Origin of the sequence: Aequorivita xiaoshiensis (assembly GCF_022008395.1) — a bacterium.
In the GTDB taxonomy this organism is placed as follows: Bacteria; Bacteroidota; Bacteroidia; order Flavobacteriales; family Flavobacteriaceae; genus Aequorivita; species Aequorivita xiaoshiensis.
The window spans coordinates 64,105-82,529 of the sequence record NZ_JAIRBB010000010.1 but is presented as its reverse complement, the minus strand read 5'-3'; the positions used below and the strand labels follow the sequence as shown (position 1 = coordinate 82,529).

The window sequence follows — 18,425 nt, the reverse complement described above, 5'->3', positions numbered from 1 at the left end:
GATGTATTTATCTTATATTTGCCAATAGCAAAACCGACTTTCTCCCCAATAATTCTTGTTAATTTATTAATAAGCAAATACCACTATGGATAAAGTTGTAATATATGGTGCTGGCCGACATGCAGAATTGACCGCCTATGAGATGAAACGAAATAATCTTCACGAAGTTGTTGCGTTCACTGTTAGGAATAAGTACTTAAATAAAACAGAGTTAAATGGACTTCCAATAGTTTCATACGAGGATATTTCACGGATTTACCCACCTAGTGAATTTAAAATGTTTATTGCTATTGGGCCGCAACAAATAAACCGTGCAAGGGAAGAAATTTTCCGAGATGCCAAGGAAAAGGGGTATCAATTTGTAAACTGTATTTGGCCAATACTAGACTTTCCGGAAGACCTTATTATTGGAGAAAACGTATATATAGGTCAGGATTGTGCGATTTCGAATTTTGTTGAAATTGATGATAATGTAACTCTAATAACTTCTAAGATTGGACACCATTGTAAAATAAAGGCTAATAGTTTTATTTCGGCAAGTATATTAGCGGGTAATGTGCAAGTTGAAAAAAATGTTTTTATCGGTTTAGGTTCTATAATAGGCCCCAATATTACCTTGGGAGAACATACAGTTGTTGGAATGGGATGTACAATTTCTAAAAGTACAGATCCAGAATCTGTTTACTTAAATAAGGCCACCGAAAGGCAGAGTTATAATTCCTCTAAATTAAAACTTCTGTAACCCTTAAGTCCGAAAAAGTCCTTTACTTAATAGTATTTGGGCAACCAAACTGAAATCTACCTATTTATTAAAATCTAAAAATATTATGAAACAAGTATGGATCCATATGGGTTACCCGAAATGTTTTTCCACTAGTCTTCAAAAAGCATTCTTTGAGAAGCATCCGGAAATTACATATGGAGGTATAGGTGTGGGAGACCATCTTAGCTTTGCTAATAGCGGATTAGAGTTTGTTTTTCAGAGCTTATTGCAGCATGCTAATAAACCGTATTTCGAGCGCAATTTTATAGAAGCTAAGAAGATAGTTGATGAATTTGTTAACAGTGCGAGCAATACGACTGTTTTTTCATTAGAAACCTTGGTTTTTCCATTTTCTTCTTTAGACTTTGAGACAATTACAGAGCGAATCAAATTATTATTTGAAGGCTATGACATTCATATTTTATTGGTGATTCGAGAGCAATTTGATTTTTTAAAATCATTATATGGGGAATTTCTTAGAATGGGTTATCCAGAGACTTTTTCCAATTTTATTCAGTGGGTTTGGGCCTACCGAGATCGAAATTTTTGGGAACTTCTAAACTACCCTCAAGTTTATGATTTTCTAAAACAAAGTTTTGGCGATGAAAACATTCATTTACAGTTTTTTGAAAATTGGAAAAGTAATCCTGAAATTGAAATTAATGCGAGCGTTTCACAGCTTTTGGGGATTTCAAATAAGAATTTACCAATTTGGAATGATAATCCATCTTTAAAGAAAGAAGAACAGGCAAATTTATTATATGTCAATCAGGAATTTCGCAGGGGGATGGGGGAACATGTGCTATTTCCCTATTTAAATCATCTTAATAGAACTAGTTTAGTACGCTTGGAATCTGGCTATAGCAATGAAGAAGTATATGAAAATATATTAACGAAACGTTTGGCTTTAAGTAAGATGAGCCGTATACCGCAACAACCATTTGAGGATTTTTATAAGCTCCGTGCTCCGTCAGACGATATTTTAAAAAGAATGAAACAGGAATGGAAAATAACCAATAAGCAATTAATGGATGAATTAGAAACTGTCCCTAAGACTTATCTCTCATAATATAAATTAAATGAAATTTAATTATTTGAATGGACTTCTTTAAAGATGCAGTTGTAATTAAATTGATTAAGGAAAAGATTCTAATAAAACTATAAGCAAAATATAAATGAAGAAAATTGGAATTATGCAACCCTATTTTTTACCTTATATAGGGTATTTTCAATTGATGGAAATGGTGGATGAATTTGTGATTTACGATAACATAGAGTTTTCTAAAGCCAGTTGGATTCGTCGAAATCGAATGCTTCAAAATGGAAAAGAAGCCTATTTTACATTGCCAATTAAGAAAGATTCCGATTTTTTAGATGTAGATCAGCGTTATTTAGCCAAAAATTTCGATAAAGAGGCAGGTAAATTATTGAGGCGTATAGAAGCTAATTATTTAAAAGCTCCTTATTTTAAGGATTTTTTTCCAGTAGTTCAGGAAATAATATTTTGTAAAGAACGCAATCTATTTGACTATATTCTTAATAGTGTATATTGTATAAAAGATTACTTAAAAATTGAAACCCCTATTAAAGTATTTTCAAAATTGGGGAAGGATGTCCACTTATTAAGGGCACAGGATAAGGTTATAGGAGTTTGTAAAGCATTACGTGCAACTCACTATATAAATTCCTTTGGTGGGAAGCACTTATACGACTCAGAAAGTTTTGAAAAAGAAAATTTGCAATTACTCTTTTTTAGAACTAGTCACATAGAATATTCGCAATTTGATAACGATTTTATACCCTTTCTATCAATCATGGATGTTTGTATGTTTAATAATGTTGCTCAGGTTCAAGAGTATCTCAGTCACTTTGAAATTATAAATTCACCATGAAATTAAAATATGCTATTAATAAGGCTACCATACATCAGATTAAGGATCACTTAATTAGAGTGGATGAAGATTTCGCTATTCCACTACGAACCTATGTAGATATAAATCATTATGCTAAAAAATTGGCGGATAGAGCGATCTGTGTTGAGATTTTTGCAGAAGAAAAACTCGTCGGACTTTTGGCGATTTATTATAATGTAGAAGAAAAATTTATTTTTGGTTCCAATTTCAGTATTGATAAAGAATATCGCGGGAAAGGATTAGAGCTATTTAAAGTGTTGTTGAACACTGTTAGTAGGTCTCAAAATCTAAATGATATGAGTGTAGAAATGCAACAAGTTAGTAATCAGTTTATAGGAGCCTTGTCAGAAGTGGCAAAGGCAGAAGAACCTATTATAAAATCTATCCACACAGAAGTGCATCATTCCAATAGAAGATTGATCTTGTATTACAAAAGATTAGGGTTTAAGGAAGTTGAAACTAGCAATGAATCAATCTATTTGATTAGAGAAATATGAACAATCCTTTAGCTTCCATATTGTGTATAACTTATAATCATGAGAAGTTCATTCGTTTATGTCTTGAAAGCTTGGTGAGTCAAGAATGTGATTTCGATTTTGAGATTTTGATTCACGACGATGCCTCTACCGATGGTACGCAAGCAATTATTAAGGAGTTTCAACAGAAATATCCAGATATTGTAAAACCAATTTTACAAACTGAAAATCAATGGTCAAAAAAAGCAAGTGGTATTAATTTGAGATTTAACTATCCAAGGGCTAAAGGTAAGTATATAGCACTTTGTGAGGGAGACGATTATTGGATTGGTAATGATAAACTTCAAAAGCAAGTAGCTTTTTTAGAAAACAATCCTGATTTTTCTATGGTCTGTAGTGCCTTTAATTTAATTAAGGAGGAAGAGGTTATACCGATTGTTAAAGAGGGGATAGTTTCTGCAGAAAAAGAAGTTGATAATGGGTTTTGTTTTGATCTAGGAGATCTAATGAAACACTGGTTTGTAAGACCGTCAACAGCTCTTATTAGAAACTTGACCGACAAAGCCAAAGTTTTAGAACAATATGAATCCCCTTTTGATATTCATCTCTTTTATCATATCCTAAAAGGAAATAAAGGGTATTATAGTAAAGAAATACTAGTTGTCTATAATAGACATCAAGGAGGAGTGTTTAGCGGCAGAACTCATCAAGAACTATTGTTAGTATATTACCATATTCTTAAGGAGATTTATAGAAAGGATCAAAATAAATTTATCAAAATTCAATTTTTAAAAGTTAGTTTTAGTATAATCAACCTCAGAATTTCTGGTTTGTTTTCTTCTCGAAAAATAAAGACACCTGAACTTAAAGATAAAATTGTGGGGACTAAAGAGGTATATGAGGAAATTAAAGATCTCATTAAAACAAAACAAGAAAGAAGAGAACTATATAAAACCTTAATTCCTTACCAAATAAAACTTTTAAAGAAAAGAACTCAAATTTTAATTCAACGTTTTAAAAGTTTGTAATTTAATTTAATATTAACGAAGAATAGTATTGTATGCCACCTCAGGAAATTAAATCTTTTTTGCAAAATTATAAACCAGAAGAATTTGCCCATGAAGTTAATCATACACCTTTGGTTTCTGTTTTAGTACAAACCTATCAGCACATTAAATACATCAAAGATTGTCTTGATGGAATTCTAATGCAAAAAACAAACTTTTATTTTGAGATCCTAATAGGTGAAGATGAATCTACCGATGGAACTAGAGAAGTTTGTATAGAATATGCACAAAAGTATCCTGAAAAAATTAAATTATTTCTACACAACTCTAAAAGCAACCCTAGTAAGATAGGCCTACATCCCTTTCAAATAAATGCGTTTTATAACTTATTTACCGCGCGTGGTAAATATATTGCTACTTGTGAAGGAGATGATTATTGGACAGATCCTTTAAAGCTTCAAAAGCAAGTTACGGCTTTAGAAAAAAATCAAGATTTAATTTTAGTTACTGGCGGTTATATTTCGAAGAGCCCTTTTGGTGAAGTAGAGCATTTGTACTCGCCAATCAACCCTTCAACCCAAATTCAAGATAATTCATATAGATTTAATTTTTCTGATTTAGTAAGAAAATGGCAAACTAAAACTCTCACTACTGTATTTAGAAATAAACCACAAATTTTTGAAAAATTATTACAATATAAATCTACACGAGATGTACATTTAATGTATCATTTATTAATGGAAGGTGATGGGATGTACATACAAGAAATCTTAGGAGTACAAAATAAACATTTAGGAGGCATTTTCGCGCCTAAATCTAGTACAGAACAGCTTTATATTCAATACGAAGTGTATAAAGAACTATATTTCGCGAATAAAAATGAAGTGCTTCGACAGAAATTTGTGGATACCCTGTTCAAATATCAAATTTTAAAATATGAAAAACCTGAAGCCCTAAAAGAATTTAGTCCTAAACCGATTATACGGGATGCGGTTAAGAGCCTTCGAAGAAAAAATGAATACGTGTTGTTTTTAAAGCTTTTAATACCACGCAAAATAAAACAACCTTTTAAAATAACAATGTAAAGGTTTATATTAACTAAAATCGACCTCATAAATACTTCAAATGAATAGTTTAAATTATTGAAATAGACCAAGAAAAAGTAGGTTTCGGTAAAGCTTTCGTTTAAATAAGTAATTATATGTGGAATTTTAATGTATTTACATCATATCTATGGGTAAAGTTCCTAGAATTTTTAAAGAATATTTCTCTGATTTTATCTTTTTCTATTCGAAATTGAAAAGTAAATTTTTGATTATTCTAACCTTGAGTATTTCTATTAGTTTACTAGATGCTTTAGGATTGTCAATGTTTTTACCCATCTTACAAGCACTCAATCAAGAAGGAGGAGTAGATATATCTGCAATGGGAAATTTAGCCTTTATTGTTGAAGGTATTAAAAACATTGGTATAGATCTTAGTATAGCTAAGATTATCTTGGTAATGTTAATCTTTTTTATTCTCAAGGGGGTTGTAAAATACTTTGGGAGTATTTATTTTATAAAAATTCAACAGGAGTTTATTAGGAACCTTAGAATACAACTGTTGAGAGGATTAAATCAGATTAGTTTTAAACAGTTCATGATATCCGATTCTGGTCGTATTCAAAATACCTTAAGCGGAGAGGTAGATCGAGTTTCAGAAGCATTTAGTACATATTTTGGAACTATTCGAAATGCTTTAATGGCACTTGTCTACCTTGGCTTTGCTTTTTTAATTAATCCAGGATTTGCTCTCTTGGTTATTTTGTTTGGAGTTATTTCTCATTTTTTATTCAAATTAGTTTATAGCCGTACTAGAAGTGCTTCTAGAGGACTAACGAATCAAAATCACCATTTTCAAGGGCAAGTAATTCAGTATGTTTCACATTTTAAATATTTAAGGTCAACAGGAATGATAGGTAGGTTTGCTCAAAAATTGGAGGATACTATTTATTCAATTGAGTCCTCAAGAAAACGTATTAGCGTATTGTCTAGTATTGGGAGTGCGGTGGTAGAGCCAATTGTAATAATTGTATTAGTGTTTTTAATGTGGGTACAGTTTTATTTTTTTGATGGTAATTTAAACACTACATTGGTGAGTTTGCTGTTCTTCTTTAGAGCACTAAACTCTTTAATAGGCTTACAAGCAATGTGGAATACTTTTTTAAAAGTGTCAGGGTCTATAGAAAATATTCAAGATTTTAATGATTCTATGAATAAAAATAGATTTAAAGATGGAACTCTTGCTTTTAGTGAATTTGGAGATAATATTTCGATTAAAGACCTTTACTTTGCTTACGAAACTAAACCAATTTTAAAAAATATAAATCTTCATATCTCAAAAAATGAAAGTGTTGCATTTGTTGGCGAAAGTGGTAGTGGAAAAACAACCCTTATTAGCATACTTACTGGGCTGTTACACCCAAGTAATGGTAGTCTTACCATCGATGGAACTCCATTAATTAATTTTCAATCCAATTCCTATCAAAAACGTATAGGTTATGTAAGTCAAGATCCAGTAATTTTTGATGATAATCTTTATAATAACGTCACTTTATGGGCACCTAAAACACCTGAAAACCTTCTTAGGTTTAAGAACAGTGTACAAAAAGCATCTTTAGAAGATTTTGTGACTGAATTGGATGATAGAGAGAATACTATATTAGGAAATAACGGAATCAATTTGAGCGGAGGTCAAAAACAAAGAGTTTCAATTGCGAGAGAACTTTACAAAGATATTGACTTATTAATTTTAGACGAAGCCACTTCAGCCTTAGACTCTGAAACTGAAAAGGCAATTCAAAAAAGCATAGAAGCACTTCAAGGAAAATATACTATTCTTATTGTAGCGCATAGATTATCAACAATAAAAAACGTTGATAAGATCGTCTTGATGGAGAAAGGGGAAATTATAGATATAGATAATTTTAATAATTTAATTAAAAAACAAGAACGGTTTGCCAGAATGGTAAACTTACAGGAGTTATAAATCAAAATTTGAACTAACTCTCATAGATTAATCCGAGTTTCTTTTATGAAAACCAATCTTGCTTCCGTTATCATTCCTACTTTTAATAGGTCCGAACTTATCTGTAGTACTTTAGATAGTGTTTGGGCTCAAACTTATAGGCCCATAGAAGTTGTGATAGTAGATGATGGTTCAACAGATAATACAAAGCAAATTATTAACGATTGGGTCATACAACACACAGATAAGGCCTTTAAGGTTGTATATATTTATCAAAAAAATTCGGGAGCACCAAGCGCTCGAAATAATGGAATTAAGAATGCATCAGGTAGATACTTACAATTTTTAGATTCTGATGATTATTTAATGCCTGAAAAACTAGAGTTACAAATACAAAAAATGCAAATAGAAAAAACAGGAATTTGCATATGTGATTATTTTCATACCAATGAACATGGAGAAAACACATTGTTTGTTTCCAATGATAGAAATATTGAGCAAATTATAACTCAACATCGCTTTTTATCTACATCTATAGGAGTAATAGATTTAAGTTTTTTTAAACCTGGGTTTTTAAAATGGAATCCTAAGATAAAGAAAGCACAAGACATAGATTTTTACCTCAAAATATTTTTAATTATAGATGACTTTTCATACGTAAACAAGGCTTTGTTTAAATGGATACGGCATACGGGACCAGGAATTTCCAATTCTACTTCCTTTACTCCTATAGAATATCTTATTAACTTAACTTCTATGTTAAAATTTCATTTCGTAAATAGACAATCTATTCAGGATTACAAAAAACCATATATTAACCGTTTATATAAAAAAGCTATTATTGCTATTTGTTCTAAAACAATTATTTATAAATTGTTTAAAAGTTATTAATATCTTTCAAAAGATTGAGAACTATTTAATTCATTTATACACTTAAAACAATTGGATGTAGGAGAAACTATTTATGTATGTAAAAATTCCAATAAGAGATTATTTCTTTAAACAAATTAATATTGAAAAAAAATACACTAAAAATATTATCGCTAAAGTTTAAAAGCAATTTGGCAAAAGCACTGATAAGAATTTTGCCGAAATTTCAAAATGTACTAATTACAGATAGTTTGAATGCTGAATCTAATGCAATTGCAATGGCGAATTATATTGCTGAAAATTATGATACGTCAGTTTTTTATGTAATAAAAAGATCGTTTAGAGAGTCAATTAAACCATTACTTAACTCTAAGATCAAGTTAATTGAAATTAATACTGTAAAATACCGATTAACATATTTAACAAGCAAATATGTTATTAGCACTCATGGATATTTAGATTCACCGAACAACCAAGTACACATAAACCTTTGGCATGGAGTAGGACATAAAAAGATTATGACAGCAAGAGGTGGTCGCAAGGGTATTAAAGCTGATATTACCGTTGCAACATCAGCTTTTACTCAAAAAATGTTTTCAGAATTTTTTAAAGTACCATTAGATAGCGTTACGGTTTCAGGATATCCTAGAAATGATATTATGATTAAAGCCGAAACAAATAGAGGTAATATTATTAAACAAATAAAACCTGATTTAAGATCTTATGATAAAATTATTCTTTGGATGCCTACTTATAGAAGAATGCCTCCTGGGATAAATTTGAACTTAGGTGTAAACGGACTAAAATTAGACAATCTATACAACTGTAAAGGTTTCGATTCGGTTAAATTTAATATTATATTAAAGCAACACAATGCAATTTGTCTAATAAAACCACATTATTTATATGATGCATTAGATAAAAGCGAATTAAATGGTCTGAACAATATATTAGTGATTAATGACCAGTGGGTTTTAAAGCAAAAAATGACTTTATACGACTTACTATGTTGTATTGATATATTAATTACAGATTTTTCTTCGGTAATGACGGACTTTTCTTTATTGGATAAACCAATTATATGCTTTTGTACAGATTTGAAACAAGTTATTGATAATGAAGAGTTGTATTTTGAAGATATTGAAAATTGGTTACCTTCAAAATTACACCAAAATAAAGAAGAGTTTTATATTTTCTTAGAACAGCTTTTAGCTAGTGGAGTTGATGCTTATATCCAAAAAAGGAGAAAAATGCGGGATTTATATTTTTTACACCAGGATGATGGTAGTACCGAACGCCTGGCCAATCATGTCTTTAAATTAAATAGAACATAAATAATTTAATTGTACAATCTAAAATTTAGAACAATCGTTAAGGCGTTGTGGATACAATTTTTTTTAAAGATTTAAATTAAATGAATTTTAAAAAATTTAAAGAGAGATATGAATTATTTCCAGTAGAAATAATTTCGAATCAGGTTTCTCAATATCCTAAGGTAACGGTTTTAGTGCTTACTTATCAGCACGTAACTTACATAGAAGACTGTTTGAAAGGAATTTTAAATCAGAAAACAAACTTCATTTATGAACTTATAATTGGAGAAGATGATTCAACCGATGGTACTCGAGAAATTTGTAAGAAATATGCAAAACTGTACCCCTCTAAAATTCGTTTGTTTTTACATAGTAGAAGTAATAATATCAAATTATATAGTAAACCATCTCCATTATTTAATTTATTTTATGGTACTTTCTCCAGTAGAGGCCAATATCTTGCAATATGTGAAGGAGATGATTATTGGACGGATCCTTTAAAATTACAAAAGCAAGTAGATTTCTTAGAGTCAAATTCAGATTGTGCCCTGTGTTATCACCCCACTGAATGTATCGACGAAAATGACACAACTTATAATCATATTAAAAAGCCACCTAATGCTGAATTTGTTCAAAAATTCAGTTTAAAAGAGTATATTCATGGCAAGGGTTTAGGGATTTGGACAGTTTCTCTAATGGTAAAATCAGATTGTCTAAAAGAGTTACCCGAGTGGCTGTTTAAAGCACCCCTTACCGATTTAGCTATGAAGTTATATTATGCTTATAATGGAAATATTGGTTATCTTCCTGATATAATGGCGGTGTATAGGAGGAGAACCAAAGGCTCGTGGAGTGAACTATCCAAAACTTACGAATGGCAAATTTATCATCTTGAAAGCAGAGTCAAGACTTATAAACTTTTTAATAAGTTTTCGGGATTTAAATATAATAATGAGATTAAATTAGCTAATAACTGGTGGAAACAAAGTTGTTTAAAAGAAGCCTATCATTACGCGAGCAGAAATGAAAAGGTAAAATTAATATATAATAATATTGGTTTTTTTTTAAACTTAAAGCATAAAGGGAACTTTAGTCGTTTATTGAGACTTATTTTTGGAGATCACCTTATATCATATTATAAAAAAGGGACCTAAAATACGCTTCCGATTTTTAAACTAATAATATTGAAATCAACTTTATAATAATTAATCAATGACAAAAAATGTTGCAGTTATTCTTGCCGGAGGTAAAGGTTCCCGTATGCAAATGAATTTTCCTAAGCAATTTTTAAAAGTAGCTGGTAAAACTATTTTAGAGCATACCGTTCAAGCTTTTCAAAATAACATAAACATTGATGAAATTGTTATAGTAAGTAATTCTATTTATATATCTCAAGTAGAAAGTTTTGTTCTACTTAACAATTGGACTAAAGTTAAAAAGATTCTCACCGGTGGAGAAGAACGATATGAATCTAGTTTGAGTGCTATTAAAGCATACGAAGGCACTCCAAATGTTAATTTAATCTTCCACGACTCTGTGCGTCCTTTGGTGAGTGATTTTATAATTGACAATGTAATTCAAGCATTAAAAAAATATTCAGCTGTAAACACCGCAATTCCCTCTGCCGACACTATTATTCAACTCAAAACTGAACATAACATTATTAAGAGTATCCCGGAAAGAAAGTATTTAAGAAGAGGGCAGACTCCTCAGGCTTTTAAGTACGATATCATTAAAAAAGCTTATGATTTAGCTCTTAAAGACCCTAATTTTAAAACGACTGATGATTGTGGCGTTGTTTTAAAATACTTACCAGAAGTTGAGATATATGTCGTGCCTGGAGAAGAAAATAACTTCAAACTAACCTATAAGGAAGATAGTTTTTTATTAGACAAATTATTTCAATTAAAAACAACCAATTTTTATACAAACCCAGATTTATCAGAAATAAAAGACAAAGTGATAGTTGTTTTTGGTGGTGGATCAGGAATTGGAGAAGAAATAGTAAGTATTGCTAAAGAATTGGGGGCTAAAGTTTATCCTTTCTCTCGTAGTTTAAACAATACCGAAATTTCAAATCCAGTCCATGTTGCAGAGGCCCTACAAATGGTGGTAACAAGAGAAAGTAAAATAGATTTTGTAATTAATACTGCCGCAGTATTAACTAAGGAGGCATTAGTACACATGGAAGCTGAAAAAATTGATGAAGCACTAAATACAAATTTAAAAGGAGTTATATGTATTGCTCGTGAGAGCCATTTTTTTCTTAAAAACTCTAATGGACATTTATTAAATTTTACATCAAGTTCTTATACACGTGGAAGATCATTTTATAGTGTGTATTCAGCAACTAAAGCTGCAGTTGTTAATTTCACTCAAGCCTTGGCAGAGGAATGGAGTCCTGATAATATTCAAGTAAATTGTATAAACCCTGAACGTACTAATACGCCAATGCGTGTATCAAATTTCGGTCACGAACCTTTAGATAGTTTATTAAGCGCAAATGAAGTTGCGAAAATATCGTTAGGAGTACTGCTTAGTAAGCTAAATGGACAAGTTGTTGATATAAAAAAAAAGAGTTAATGAGTGGTTGAGTCTAATATTGCAGGATATACCTGTGAGTTATGTTAAAGTGAATTATTAAAAATACTTATTTTAAATGGTTTTATTACAAGATTTACAGTATAAAAGGTAGAGCTCAGGATTATTCTAATTTATAATACTTGCCTTATATTAAAGTATCATTCAGATTCTTCTTAGTTGTCATTATTTATCAAACAAATTATTTTTTTTTCACTGTTTACAATAACCTTAAAATTTACGATTTAACACTTAATTTAAAACTATATTCGCAGCATTAGAGAAATATATTACAATGGATAAAATATTTGTAACCAAACCATTTCTAGCTCCTCGAAAGGAATACGACGCATATGTATCTAAAATATGGGATAATCAATGGTTAACCAATATGGGACCTTTGGCTGTGGAACTTGAAAATAAGTTGTGCGAACATTTAAAGGTTGAGAACTTATTATATGTTTCTAACGGAACCATAGCCCTACATATGGCTATTAAAGCATTAGACTTAAAGGGCGAAATTATCACGACACCTTTTTCCTTTGTCGCTACAACAAATAGTATTGTATGGGAGGGGTGTACTCCTGTATTTGTAGATATTAATGCAGATAATCTAAATATAAACCCAGCGAAAATTGAGGAGGCTATAACCGATAAAACAACAACTATATTGTCAACCCATATTTTCGGAAATCCGTGTGATGTTGAAGCCATTCAAAAAATTGCAGATAAGCATAATCTGAAGGTTATTTATGATGCCGCTCATGCCTTTGGTGTAAAACTAAATGGTAAATCCATTTTTGAATTTGGTGATATATCAACATGTAGTTTGCATGCCACTAAGTTTTATCACACCGGAGAGGGTGGCTTAGTTATCGCTAAAGATAAAGAGGTGCACAAAAAACTTGGCTATATACGCAATCACGGGCTGCATGAAAAAGAAGGGTTTGCATCTATAGGTACTAATGCCAAAAACTCGGAATTCCACGCGGCCTTGGGTTTGGTTAACCTTAATTACGTTGGTGAAATTTTAGAAAAACGACAACAGATTGCGGCCATTTATAAGTTAAAACTTCAAGACAATGTGAAGTTTCAAACATGGAACACTGATGCGAGTAATAACTACTGTTATTTTCCCGTAATATTTAAGACAGAACAGGAACTATTACGTGTTAAAGAGCACTTAGAACAAAATAATATTTTTACCAGACGCTATTTTTATCCCTCCTTAGCGTCTTCATTGCCTTACTTGCCTACAATTCATTTGCCTATATCTGAAGATATATCAAAAAGATGCCTATGTCTTCCGATTTATTTCGATCTTTCTTTAAAAGATACTGTTAGAATATGTGATCTGATATTAGCTACTATTTAAAATTGATATTTTTTGGTTTGCACGATAGATAGCTCAAAACAATTAAAACATTCTCAAATGAATACCTTTATTTAATTGGTTTTGGCATTATTTATGTTCTTATTTTTAAACTTAATTACAAGTTGAGATAGATTTGGTATGTATGTTAAAAAAACTTGATACAAACACTAATTATTTAGCTTTAAGAAACAACATTTTATCTCACCAAAATTCACTTTAATCTTTTAAGCTTAACTATCTTTGCAGACGCAAAATTAAATAGGTTAGTCTTTAATTTATTAAGTTATTGCTTTAAAAGTATTATTATTTTATACTGCTTAGATATAATTGATAAACTATGAGTCAATTAAAAAAAGGGGCTTTACTTTCCTATGGAACTATATTTCTAACGAACGTAATTGGGATTGTTTTAACTCCGTTTATTGTTAGAGGTTTAGGTGATTCAGAATATGGGTTATATACTTTAATTGGAGCTTTTATTGGGACCATGGCGGTATTAGATCTTGGTCTAAACAATACAATAGTACGATACGTTGCTAAGTATCGTGCAGAAGAGGATGAAGAGGGCGAGGCTAATTTTCTCGCGACAACAATGTATATCTATGGTGTTATCACCTTTATTCTTTTAGCAATTGGTATTGGAATTTATTTTAATCTTGAAAATATTTTTGGAGATTCTTTGAGTTTGGTGGAGTTAGATAAGGCCAAAGTCATGTTTATGATACTTTTATTCAATATTGCCGTTACTATTCCAGGAAACGCATTTGAAGCTATATGTAACGGTTATGAACATTTCGTATACCCTAAGAAAATGCGAATGATTCGATACGTAATCAGGTCTGCTGCAGTTGTAGGATTGCTGTATTTTAAAGGAGGTGCGATAGGATTAGTTGTCATAGATACTTTAATGAATTTAACCATAATAGGTTCAAATGTTTATTATGTGATCAAAAAATTAAAAGTTCAATTTAAACTGTCTTCATTTAATAAAAAACTTGTAAAGGAAATATTTACTTATTCCTTTTGGATCTTTTTAATGGGCTTGGTTTATCAATTTCAATGGCGTACAGGGCAGTTTATTCTTGGTGTAAAGACAGATACAGTTACTGTGGCTATCTTTGCAATAGGTGTGCTTCTAGGTACTTATTATGCAACATTTGCGACTACGATTACAAATTTGTTAATACCTAAAGCAATGAAGTTAGTTGTTTCAAATGCATCAGGATTAGAAATAACAGAAATGGCAATTAAAATTGGAAGAGTGTTATTGATTTTACTTTACCTTTTATTAGGTGGGTTTGTGGTTTTTGGAAAAGAGTTTGTCGTGCTTTGGGTTGGTGAAACATATGTGAATTCATGGGTTATTGCCGTTTTAATAATGGTTACTTTGACTAATAGTTTGACTTTGTCATTTATGACTTCAATTTTAAAAGCAAAAAATCTTTACCGGTTTAAGAGTGTGATTTATATATTATTTGTTGCTCTCGGGCTTGGACTAGGGTATTTTCTTATTGATAGAATTCAAGAAATAGGGATGATGTTAGGGCTTTGTATAGGAGTTTTGATATCACAAATAGTATTAAATGTATATTTTGTAAGAGTTCTTGATTTTAAAATTTGGAAATTTTACAAAGATACCTTCTTAAGAGGAAGTTTGTTTTTAATGGTGTTTTTACTCTTAGGGTTTTATCTTAATACTTTTTTTCAAAATTATAATTGGCCCTCTTTTATATTGAAGACGGCTATGTTTTCAATATTTTATCTTTTTGCTAATTATTTCTTTGTATTTAATAATTACGAAAAGCAATTAACTAAAAAGGCATTGAATAAGGTTGGAGCGCTGAAAAATATAATTAAATAAATATGATTTGGATTGAATTAATGGGGCCTGCTGGTGTTGGAAAATCTTTTTGGTTCAAAAGATTGTTGCAGGAAGATTCTGGTTTAAATCCAGATGTTATTTTAGCAGAAAGGTATCTGTCTAAATCAAAGACCAAATTGTCTGATAAAGTTTTTAACTTAGTATATAGTTGCGATTTAAAAAAGGATTTTATAGTTCAAAAAGTCTGCTCTCAAGTTAAAAATAACTACCAGGATGATTTCAATGTTTCAGATTTGTTTCATATTGGGACTTTTATGGATGGTTTAAGTGTTTATGATTCTAACGCAATAAATAAATTGAGGCTTTCTAATTTTTATTATTATAAAATGAGAGAGTTTAAAACGTATGAAAGTCTATTTAAGGAAGATGATCTTTATTTGTCAGAAGATGGAATAATGCACCTTAATTTTGGTGATTTTTCTAAGGCCAATACTGAAGTAAGATTACCAGATGCGATAATCAATTTTGAGGCCTCCGATGAATTTATTTTAAAGAATAGATTGAAAAGAATTAAATTAGGAAAGGGCAATTTAATTGAAAAAATGATGACGCCAATTGAACTTGAAACTTATATAAAAAATTATAATTTAGTATATAGGGAAAAAGTAAATAGTTTGAAATCGTTAAATATCAATGTAATAGATCTTAAGGTAGAAGAAATAGATAAAAATGATAACGTGTTAAAACTTCTTAAGAGTATAAGAAGCGCAAAAAAAAGAAGATAATATTGGAAAATTCAAAATTCTATAATACAGTTATTAAAGGAGATTATTGTATTGGTTGTGGTATTTGCGCTACGGTTGAAGATTCTCCTATAGTAATGGAATTAGATAGTTATGGGAAAATTGTGCCTAAAATTAAAGATAGTTTTATTAATGAAAAGGTCGAAGCCGAAATCGAAGCAATTTGTCCATTCTCTAATGAAGGACCAAATGAAGATGAATTGGGCCAAGAGCTATTTGGTAAAACAAACAACTACGTAGATAAGTTAGGTTATATAGATTCAACTTTTGCAGGTTATGTTATAGAAAATAATTACAGAGAAAGTGGAAGTTCTGGAGGTTTTGGATCTTGGATCGTAAATTATTTGTTACAAGAAAGGCTTGTTGATGCGGTAGTGCATATTGGATCGAGAAAACCAACAGAAGGAGATTCTAGAGTTTTTGAATACAAAGTCTCAAGAACTTTAGAGGAAGTTATGGATGGGGCTAAATCCAAATATTACCCAATTGAAATGAGTGGTATTGTTAAACATATAGCAGAAAATCCTGGTAATTATGTTTTAGTAGGAATACCTTGTTTTATAAAGTCTATAAGGCTTTTAGCAAGAAAGAATGCTGTAATTAATGAAAGAATTAAATTTACAGTAGGTTTGGTTTGTGGTCATTTGAAAAGTAAAGGTTTTGCAGAAATGCTTGGGTGGCAAGTAGGCATTAGTCCAGATCGCTTAACAGATATAGATTTTAGGACGAAACTAGATGGTTATGGAGCCAATCAATATGGAATAACTGCAACTGAAGAATTAAATAATAAGAAGATATCAAAAACTTCCGGCCCTGTTAATGAGATGTATGGAACTAATTGGGGCTTAGGGTTTTTTAAATATAAGGCTTGTGATTATTGTGATGATGTGACAGCGGAAACTGCAGATATAACTATCGGTGATGCATGGCTGCCACAATATGTTTCAGATTACCAAGGTACAAATATCATTATTGTAAGAAATCCAAAATTTCTTACCATTCTACAAACCGCTCAAGAAATAGAGTTAATACATATCGAGTCATTAACGGCAGATGATACAATATTGTCACAGAGTTCAGGTTTATTCCATAGGAGAGAAGGGTTGGAGTATCGTTTGTTTAAAAAAGATCGTAAGGGAGATTGGAGGCCTAAAAAAAGAGTAGAACCACGTCGAGTATTGCCTAAAAAAATTGAAAAAGTCCAAGATTTGAGAATGCTATTAGCAGAAAAAAGTCATATTGCTTTTTTAAATGCAAAAGAACAGGGCGATTTTAAGGTCTTCACGGAGCAGATGGGGCCTTTAGTTAATAGCTACTATAAATTATATAAAAAGTCTTTTCTTACAAGAGTAAAGCAAAAGGTAGGTAGAATTTTAAAAAATGGTTTAAATGGCTAAACAGAATAAAATAGGAATATTTACACTTCCTTTGAATAATTATAATTATGGTGGTATTCTTCAGGCTTATGCCTTACAGAAATATTTAGAATCTTTAAATTGTGAAGTTGAGCATATTAATAGACAGTACAATATTGAGCCATTAGTTAAGTTTAAGTCGTTTATATATAATATGCTAAACTACAGTGCATATAGAACCACTAAAACTAAGCATAAAAATTTTGATATTTTTATTGAAAAGTATCTTAAAACAAGTCGAAATTTATATTCTTCTAATGACGTTTTAGCTTACTTAAAATCTGAAAAATTTAATGTGCTTTTAACAGGAAGCGATCAGGTATGGAGAAGAGATTATGCTTCAAATATATATAAAGATTTATACCTTGATTACGATTATAAAGCTAAGAAATTATCATATGCCGCATCTTTTGGAAAGGATGGCCTTGTTGAATTAGACGATGAAAACGAAATTCATAAATTTTTAATGAAATTCACAGCCATTTCTGTAAGGGAGAATTCAGCTGTAGAATTAATAGAGAAGCTTGGAATAAAGGATGTAATGCAACATGTAGATCCTACCATGTTATTGAATAAAACCGATTACTTAGAGTTAGTTGAAAAAAGTGGTGTACAACATTCAAATAAACAAGAACCATATGTTTTGAGTTATATTTTAGATAGCTCGAAAACAAAAGATATCATTCTTAAGGATTTAGCTCATTCAAAGAAATTAAAAGTAATCCAAAATGGAAAAGGTGCAAGTGAAAATTTAGAAAGCTATATAAGTATAGAGGAGTGGATAAGTCGTTTCTCAAATGCTGAATTAATTATAACAGATTCATTTCACGGCTGTGTGTTTTCTATTTTGTTTAACATACCATTTGTTGCATTAGGAAACCAAGAACGAGGATTGAGTAGGTTTGACTCATTATTAGAACTATTCGATATAAAGGACAGATTAGTGTTAGGTGAAAATATTCAAGATATCAAAGCTATAGCATCTCAACCCATGAATTTTGAAAAGGTAAATGAGAAATTAACAGTAGAACGCCAACGAGCAAAGGATTATTTCACTCAAGCTTTATTTTAAAATTATA

Annotated in this window: 16 protein-coding genes; all 16 read left to right on the top strand. The window is 30.6% G+C overall.

Annotated features, from left to right (window positions below; all coding sequences use genetic code 11):
• Window positions 1-85: 85 nt before the first annotated feature.
• Window positions 86-742 (top strand): DapH/DapD/GlmU-related protein, encoded by a 657-nt coding sequence (locus tag K8344_RS11135; RefSeq protein ID WP_237608762.1) that lies wholly within the window; start codon window positions 86-88, stop codon window positions 740-742.
• 85 nt (window positions 743-827) lie between these two features.
• Window positions 828-1,832 carry a hypothetical protein gene (locus K8344_RS11130; protein ID WP_237608761.1) on the top strand — a complete coding sequence of 335 codons (1,005 nt, stop codon included), beginning with the start codon at window positions 828-830 and terminating at the stop codon, window positions 1,830-1,832.
• 106 nt (window positions 1,833-1,938) lie between these two features.
• Window positions 1,939-2,655, top strand: coding sequence for a WbqC family protein (locus tag K8344_RS11125; RefSeq protein ID WP_237608760.1), 717 nt, complete (start codon window positions 1,939-1,941; stop codon window positions 2,653-2,655).
• Window positions 2,652-3,173, top strand: coding sequence for a hypothetical protein (locus K8344_RS11120; protein WP_237608759.1), 522 nt, complete (start codon window positions 2,652-2,654; stop codon window positions 3,171-3,173). The genes K8344_RS11125 and K8344_RS11120 overlap by 4 nt, the downstream gene beginning before the upstream one ends.
• On the top strand, window positions 3,170-4,180 hold the full coding sequence (locus K8344_RS11115; RefSeq protein ID WP_237608758.1) for a glycosyltransferase: 1,011 nt from the start codon (window positions 3,170-3,172) through the stop codon (window positions 4,178-4,180). Before K8344_RS11120 ends, K8344_RS11115 begins: the two co-directional genes overlap by 4 nt.
• 59 nt (window positions 4,181-4,239) lie before the next feature.
• Window positions 4,240-5,244 carry a glycosyltransferase family 2 protein gene (locus K8344_RS11110; RefSeq protein ID WP_237608757.1) on the top strand — a complete coding sequence of 335 codons (1,005 nt, stop codon included), beginning with the start codon at window positions 4,240-4,242 and terminating at the stop codon, window positions 5,242-5,244.
• 226 nt (window positions 5,245-5,470) lie between these two features.
• Entirely contained in the window at window positions 5,471-7,189 is a 1,719-nt protein-coding gene (locus K8344_RS11105) for an ABC transporter ATP-binding protein (protein ID WP_237608756.1), read from the top strand.
• Window positions 7,190-7,234: 45 nt separating this feature from the next.
• Window positions 7,235-8,059 (top strand): glycosyltransferase family 2 protein, encoded by an 825-nt coding sequence (locus K8344_RS11100; RefSeq protein WP_237608755.1) that lies wholly within the window; start codon window positions 7,235-7,237, stop codon window positions 8,057-8,059.
• 122 nt (window positions 8,060-8,181) lie between these two features.
• On the top strand, window positions 8,182-9,372 hold the full coding sequence (locus K8344_RS11095) for a CDP-glycerol glycerophosphotransferase family protein (protein ID WP_237608754.1): 1,191 nt from the start codon (window positions 8,182-8,184) through the stop codon (window positions 9,370-9,372).
• 80 nt (window positions 9,373-9,452) lie between these two features.
• Window positions 9,453-10,505 carry a glycosyltransferase family 2 protein gene (locus K8344_RS11090; protein ID WP_237608753.1) on the top strand — a complete coding sequence of 351 codons (1,053 nt, stop codon included), beginning with the start codon at window positions 9,453-9,455 and terminating at the stop codon, window positions 10,503-10,505.
• Window positions 10,506-10,563: 58 nt separating this feature from the next.
• Window positions 10,564-11,934, top strand: coding sequence for a bifunctional cytidylyltransferase/SDR family oxidoreductase (locus K8344_RS11085; protein ID WP_237608752.1), 1,371 nt, complete (start codon window positions 10,564-10,566; stop codon window positions 11,932-11,934).
• A gap of 292 nt (window positions 11,935-12,226) precedes the next feature.
• Window positions 12,227-13,306: a DegT/DnrJ/EryC1/StrS family aminotransferase gene (locus tag K8344_RS11080; protein ID WP_237608751.1), complete on the top strand. Its 1,080-nt coding sequence runs from the start codon at window positions 12,227-12,229 to the stop codon at window positions 13,304-13,306.
• A 337-nt stretch (window positions 13,307-13,643) separates the two neighbouring features.
• Window positions 13,644-15,167, top strand: coding sequence for an oligosaccharide flippase family protein (locus K8344_RS11075; RefSeq protein ID WP_237608750.1), 1,524 nt, complete (start codon window positions 13,644-13,646; stop codon window positions 15,165-15,167).
• A gap of 2 nt (window positions 15,168-15,169) precedes the next feature.
• Window positions 15,170-15,913 carry a hypothetical protein gene (locus K8344_RS11070; protein ID WP_237608749.1) on the top strand — a complete coding sequence of 248 codons (744 nt, stop codon included), beginning with the start codon at window positions 15,170-15,172 and terminating at the stop codon, window positions 15,911-15,913.
• A gap of 2 nt (window positions 15,914-15,915) precedes the next feature.
• Window positions 15,916-17,328 carry a Coenzyme F420 hydrogenase/dehydrogenase, beta subunit C-terminal domain gene (locus K8344_RS11065; RefSeq protein ID WP_237608748.1) on the top strand — a complete coding sequence of 471 codons (1,413 nt, stop codon included), beginning with the start codon at window positions 15,916-15,918 and terminating at the stop codon, window positions 17,326-17,328.
• Window positions 17,321-18,418: a polysaccharide pyruvyl transferase family protein gene (locus tag K8344_RS11060; protein ID WP_237608747.1), complete on the top strand. Its 1,098-nt coding sequence runs from the start codon at window positions 17,321-17,323 to the stop codon at window positions 18,416-18,418. Before K8344_RS11065 ends, K8344_RS11060 begins: the two co-directional genes overlap by 8 nt.
• Window positions 18,419-18,425: the final 7 nt, after the last annotated feature.